The following is a 6,000-nucleotide window of genomic DNA, read 5'->3' on the forward strand; positions in this document are numbered from 1 at the left end:
GAATAAGGTGTAATCGTACCCTCACCAGCCCAGAGCCATCCCAGCGAGGGTGCGAAAAAGGTGTATTCGTACCCTCACCATCCACAGAAATCTCTCTCGAGGGTACGAACCCGACCGAATGCGACTATCCATACAACCTATACAAGAATACACCAACCAACCCTATCCCATACTAAACCTAAAAACTGAAAAACAAGGAGCTGCCATGACGGAAATCATACCTGAATCATTTTTTCATCAACCTACATTAGAACTAGCAAAAGCTCTCCTCGGATGTAAGCTTATAAAAGAAACCGAACAGGGCGTAGCATCAGGCTATATTGTAGAAACTGAAGCCTACAAAGGCCCACTTGATCGCGCAGCGCATTCTTTTAACAATCGAAGGACGAAGCGGACAGAGGTGATGTTCGGCAAACCGGGTCATGTCTATACTTATCAGATGCACACTCATTGTCTCGTGAATGTTGTCAGTAACGAAATGGACATACCAGAAGCGATTCTTATCCGAGCTGTTGAGCCTGACCAAGGTATTGACCTCATGTATGAACGCCGCGGTCAAATGGCCATCAAAAATCTAACAAACGGCCCAGGAAAACTAACGAAAGCATTAGGAATAACAATGGAGGACTATGGACGCGCATTTTTTGAACCACCCATATACATCACTAAAGGCTATATTCCAGAAGACATCTCAATCGGACCACGAATTGGTATCGAAAATACAGGAGAGGCAAAGGATTATCCGTGGCGATTTTGGATCACTGACAATCCGTTTGTTTCCCGTAAAAGATAAGGGTTTGCTCGTACCTGAGCAGCCCTTTTTTTCATAAAAACTTACGCCTTCTAAGCCTCAGGTCCTAGTAAAAAATATAACTGGGGCTCATTATAGCAAATTGAAATTCAGGATAACATTGAATCATGAAAGGAGGAAGTAAACATGAAAAAATTCGGATTGTTTATTCTTGGAGGTATTGCAGCAATTGTGCTTTTATCGCAGGTTGGACCACTGATTGGTTTAGTGATTAGCCTAGCCATTCTGTATTTTGCATTTAAACAGTTTATGAAAACTGATTCAACGCTAGGTAAGGTAATATGGGCCACTGTCGGGGTTATCGCTCTTATTGCATCAGCTTCAAATGCACCTGCAATTCTAGGCGTCGTAGCAGCATACATCCTCTATGTTGTCATTAAAAAATGGAAAAAAGAAAAAAACGAAGTCGTTACTGAATCATCTGACCCATTCACTAACTTTGAAAGACAATGGGCTGAATTGAACAAACGTTAATTAATAGAAATACGATTATTCATTAAAAAGGAGAATGATAAAAATGGCAAACCTATTAACTCGTATCAAGGACACAATTTTAGCAGATTTTCATGGCATATTAGATGAGAAAGAAAAGAAAAACCCAATCTCGTTACTTAACCAGTACCTACGTCAATGTGAGGCGGAAGTTGAGAAGGTTCGCAAGCTTGTCGAGCGTCAGCACTCTCTAAAGGATCAATTTGCAAGAGAACATCGCGAAGCAGCAGAACTTGCTGAAAAACGTAAATACCAAGCGGATGTAGCGCAACAAGCTGGAGAAACGGAATTATATGAGTTTGCTGTTCAGGAACAAGTTTCATATGAAGAACGTGCTGCTAAATTACAAGAAGCAATAAAAAATACAGCAGCAGAACTTATCGGCCTTGAGAAAAAGTATGAGGAAATGAAGCATAAGCTAAAAGACATGCATATTAAGCGTATGGAACTAATGGGGCGTGAGAACATTGCGCGAGCGAATCATCGCATGAACCAAGTTCTGGACACAAATGCATATACGAATAAGGCTTCAAGAACGTTTGAAGAAATGGAATCATATCTTGATCGTCTTGAACATCAAGTAAATTCTTCTTATCATCGCAATACAATCGATGCAAGAATTGCACAACTTGAAAAAGAAGTGAAAAATGAAGAAACACATTCAATTTCATAGTGAAAACATGGTATTCTAAGAAGGCGTAGACAATCTACGTCTTCTTAGCCCCTATACTTTACGGGCAATAATCAATGCATTCAATGAAATGAAGGGAGGATCCGGACGTGTTAAATAAAATTAAATCAGACAACCTTAATGCATTTTTTCTTCTTGGCATCATTTTATTAATCATTGAAGTTACGTTTTTTAATGGCGGAGTCCTTTTCTCTTTTGTAATATCGTTTGGATGTATTTATATTGGCCGTAAAAAATTGCCGCGAACATTTGGCAAAATCCTGTTTTGGTTTGGATGGATTAGTTTAGCTTTTACCATTCTAAATATGATGACAGTAAAGTTTTTGATTCTTGCCGTTCTTATTTATTTACTTATCCAATTTATACAAGCTAAGAAAAAACCTCATTATATTAAACCTGATATAAAAGAATCAGAAAAAACATCTAAACAAGAACCTATTCTTAGACGTCAGCCATTGTTTCAAAACATCGTTATGGGTCAACAAAAAACACCAGAGTATGTGTATGAATGGAACGATGTGAACATTCAGTCAGGAATTGGCGATACGATTATTGATTTAAGCTACACGGTTCTACCTAAAGGTGAATCAGTTATTTTTATTCGAAATGTGATTGGGAATGTTCAAATTTTTGTTCCGTATGAGGTAGAAGTGAAGGTACATCATTCTGTCCTTTATGGAGCCACAACTATCTTTGAAAATCAAGACGCTAAAACGGTGAACCAAACACTTCATTATCAAACTGAACAATATGATCACGCCGAACCTAAGCTAAAGATAGTCACTTCCATTGGAGTGGGGGACCTTGAGGTGAAACGAGCATGAGTACCGTTAAAAAACAAATAATTGTTGGTATTTGTGTCTCAGTGTTTTTATTTGTATTGGCCCATGTCATTGTATTCATGGCTTTTCCTTTAGCGAATTGGGCCGCACTCTGGCAAACAAAGCTTATGGATTTGCCGTATATTATTTTAACCTTGAGTCTAAGCTTAATTGCGGGGCTTGTTTTTGGAATTTTGTCGGGGTATTTATGGAGAAAACAGTTGCTCTCTGTTTCTAATGCGATTTATCAAATTGAACAGGGGAGAACCATTTCTGAAATCCCCGTCAACCAAACTGCGGAATTCAACACCATTTGGGAGCGGATTAAAAAGCTACAAACTCATATTGCAGAGCAAACAAAACTTTCCCAAAAACTTGCAAATGAAAAGGCAGAGGATCAGGAAAAACGAATACAACAAATTGTTTCCGATGAGCGTAACCGTTTAGCGAGAGAACTCCATGATTCCGTTAGTCAACAACTCTTTGCTGCATCGATGATGATGTCTGCTATCAACGAATCTAAGCCACGAACTGATGAACGTGAGGCAAAACAGTTTAAGCTTGTTGAGGAAATGATTCATCAATCACAATTAGAAATGCGGGCACTCTTGCTTCATTTACGTCCAGTTGCATTAAAAGGAAAGACACTCCAAGAAGGAATCCAGGAGCTATTAGTTGAATTATCACAAAAGGTACCTGTAACCATTGAAACAAAGATAGAGGACTTTCAAATTGATAAAGGGGTCGAGGACCACTTATTTCGCATTCTTCAAGAGTCTGTTTCAAACACCCTCCGCCACGCAAAAGCAAATCGGTTAGAAGTCCTGCTCATTAAAAGGGATGAATTTGTCATTTTACGAATCGTTGATGATGGTATTGGATTTGATGTGGAACAAGCGAAAACCGGTTCCTATGGTCTACAGAATATGTATGAACGTGCTGTGGAAATAGGCGGTACAATGCGGACCGTTAGTCTTAAAGATAAAGGAACACGGATTGAAGTAAAAGTACCTGTGTTAGAGGGTGGAGAAAATGATTAAAGTATTATTTGTCGATGATCATGAAATGGTAAGGATAGGAGTTTCTTCCTACTTATCGGCACAGCCAGATATTGAGGTCGTTGGTGAAGCAGATGATGGAAAAATAGCGGTTGAATTAGCGCTAGAGCTTCGACCTGATATCATATTAATGGATCTCGTAATGAAGGAAATGGATGGCATTGAGGCGACAAGAAGAATTATTGAGAGCTGGCCTGAAGCAAAAATCATCATCGTCACAAGCTTTATTGATGATGAAAAAGTCTATCCTGCTTTAGAAGCGGGTGCAACGAGCTATATGTTAAAAACATCAAAGGCAAGCGAAATAGCTGAGGCCGTTCGTAAAACCTATCATGGACAGTCTGTTTTAGAGCCAGAAGTTACAGGGAAAATGATGGTTCGAATGAGACAAAAGGAAAAACAGCTTCCACATGAAGAATTGACAAACCGTGAAATGGAAATCTTGCTTTTAATCGCTGATGGAAAAACGAATCAAGAGATTGCTGATGAACTTTTTATCGCACTAAAAACGGTAAAAGTACATGTAAGTAATATCTTAAGTAAGCTAGAGGTACAAGATCGAACACAAGCGGTCATATACGCATTCAAACATTCTCTAGTACAATAAAATAATTTTTCGACAAAAAACGCAGATTTCTTTCTGTGTTTTTATTTTTGTATTAAACTGAAAGAACGTTTTTATCTAGTGGGTATTATGACCTATACGTCAATTACCATATTTTATGCGATTCAGGAAGATTTTTATACCTAATTAACTATTTAGTTTGTAGTACAGATGGTTTATAATTGAAAAGTCGATATTTGACGAATTGCGTCTGTGACTTTTGGCCCTTTTTTGTAATAAAAAAAGGATTATTGCATATATATCTAGAAATATAAGAGAAAATGGAGAAAAAGAGATGCAAAAAATGGATAAAAGAACGGTATTCTTATATGAGGAAAAAAGAACCGTAACCTGGTTTAGTATTTTATTTTTTATCATACTAATTGGCTACGATATCTTTTATTATTTTATTTATCCTAGATATGATTCAATAGTATCATATGGTTTTCCGACAGATTTTGTCTATGTAATGTACTTCTTTATTCTATTATTAATTCCTTTGATATTTTTTAATAATCGTAATAAAAAGCAACATTATACTAAATATTATTTTTTCTTTACCTATACAATTTTAAGCTTTATTAATGAACTTTTTACTTATTGGAATAAACCTGAATCATTTTCAAGTGGTAATGCTGTAGAAGTTTTCTTTGTTTTATTTTCTCCAATTTTTGTGAGCAAAAGATATTTCTGGACAGTTACAATAGGTTTAATAATTAAATATTTATTACTAGGTGGTCTACTCGCAAATACATTAGTTGCTTTCCCTATTGTATTAACAATTGTACTTGGGGTAATTGCTTATATTTTCTTAAACAGATTTCAAAGTTATATCACTGCTTTAAGCACCTCTTATGATCAACAAATGGAAGGAATAGTAAAAGGTGTTATTGCAGCCCTTGAGCTAAAGGATCCATATACAAGAGGCCATAGTGAACGAGTAGCAAAATATGCGATGGTGTTAGCGAAAGAGTTAGGATCATTTACGAAGGATGAATTAAAATCCTTTAACTATGCCTGTCTTTTACATGACATTGGTAAGGTGAATATTCCTGATTCTATATTAATGAAGCCAGCGAAATTAACAAATGAAGAATATGAAATCATCAAAACACATCCTGTTGTAGGTGAAGAAGCAGTAAAAAACGTAGAAGGACTTGGCTCGAGTATTAGTATAATTAGATCACATCATGAAAGATGGGATGGAAAAGGATATCCTGACCAGTTAAAAGGAAATGACATTCCGTTAAATGCTCGAATCACAGCGATAGCGGATGCTTTTGATGCAATGACCTCCTCTCGTTCTTATCGTGGGGCACTCCCTGTAGAAGAGGCTTATGAGCGGATCCTTCAAGGTGAAGGTACTCAATTTGATCCGAACCTTGTAGCGATATTTAAAAAGGTATACCAACAATGGATATATATTCAAAAAGAATCCTAGAAGAAAAGATTAAAAATCGGGAGGTGAAAATATATGAAAATCAAAAAGCTAAATAAACTTTTAGCTACTTGCTGGTGGTGCG

7 protein-coding genes are annotated in these 6,000 nt (G+C 36.9%); all 7 read left to right on the forward strand.

What is annotated here, in order from left to right:
• Positions 1-205: 205 nt before the first annotated feature.
• The 7 genes from AC6CHV_RS25645 (at position 206) to AC6CHV_RS25675 (ending at position 5,918) form a co-directional block, all read left to right on the forward strand.
• The gene (locus tag AC6CHV_RS25645) at positions 206-793 is read left to right on the forward strand and encodes a DNA-3-methyladenine glycosylase (protein WP_498079928.1); all 588 of its coding nucleotides are present in this window, start codon (positions 206-208) and stop codon (positions 791-793) included.
• A gap of 144 nt (positions 794-937) precedes the next feature.
• A complete protein-coding gene (locus AC6CHV_RS25650) occupies positions 938-1,285 on the forward strand; it encodes a lmo0954 family membrane protein (protein ID WP_341329947.1) in 348 nt (115 codons plus the stop codon).
• A 43-nt stretch (positions 1,286-1,328) separates the two neighbouring features.
• Positions 1,329-1,976 carry a PspA/IM30 family protein gene (locus AC6CHV_RS25655; RefSeq protein ID WP_498079929.1) on the forward strand — a complete coding sequence of 216 codons (648 nt, stop codon included), beginning with the start codon at positions 1,329-1,331 and terminating at the stop codon, positions 1,974-1,976.
• A 107-nt stretch (positions 1,977-2,083) separates the two neighbouring features.
• The gene (gene liaF, locus AC6CHV_RS25660; protein ID WP_121446726.1) at positions 2,084-2,818 is read left to right on the forward strand and encodes a cell wall-active antibiotics response protein LiaF; all 735 of its coding nucleotides are present in this window, start codon (positions 2,084-2,086) and stop codon (positions 2,816-2,818) included.
• A complete protein-coding gene (locus AC6CHV_RS25665) occupies positions 2,815-3,855 on the forward strand; it encodes a sensor histidine kinase (protein ID WP_121446725.1) in 1,041 nt (346 codons plus the stop codon). The genes liaF and AC6CHV_RS25665 overlap by 4 nt, the downstream gene beginning before the upstream one ends.
• On the forward strand, positions 3,848-4,480 hold the full coding sequence (locus AC6CHV_RS25670) for a response regulator (RefSeq protein WP_121446724.1): 633 nt from the start codon (positions 3,848-3,850) through the stop codon (positions 4,478-4,480). The genes AC6CHV_RS25665 and AC6CHV_RS25670 overlap by 8 nt, the downstream gene beginning before the upstream one ends.
• A 292-nt stretch (positions 4,481-4,772) precedes the next feature.
• Positions 4,773-5,918, forward strand: coding sequence for an HD domain-containing phosphohydrolase (locus AC6CHV_RS25675; protein WP_121446723.1), 1,146 nt, complete (start codon positions 4,773-4,775; stop codon positions 5,916-5,918).
• The last annotated feature ends 82 nt before the right edge of the window (positions 5,919-6,000 follow it).

The organism is Ferdinandcohnia sp. GQ5 (assembly GCF_059759275.1).

Excerpts from the sequence above, each read along its gene's own strand:
- AC6CHV_RS25645 (WP_498079928.1), top strand. The coding sequence starts at position 206 with ATGACGGAAATCATACCTGAATCATTTTTTCATCAACCTACATTAGAA.
- AC6CHV_RS25650 (WP_341329947.1), top strand. The coding sequence starts at position 938 with ATGAAAAAATTCGGATTGTTTATTCTTGGAGGTATTGCAGCAATTGTG.
- AC6CHV_RS25655 (WP_498079929.1), top strand. The coding sequence starts at position 1,329 with ATGGCAAACCTATTAACTCGTATCAAGGACACAATTTTAGCAGATTTT.
- AC6CHV_RS25665 (WP_121446725.1), top strand. The coding sequence starts at position 2,815 with ATGAGTACCGTTAAAAAACAAATAATTGTTGGTATTTGTGTCTCAGTG.
- AC6CHV_RS25670 (WP_121446724.1), top strand. The coding sequence starts at position 3,848 with ATGATTAAAGTATTATTTGTCGATGATCATGAAATGGTAAGGATAGGA.
- AC6CHV_RS25675 (WP_121446723.1), top strand. The coding sequence starts at position 4,773 with ATGCAAAAAATGGATAAAAGAACGGTATTCTTATATGAGGAAAAAAGA.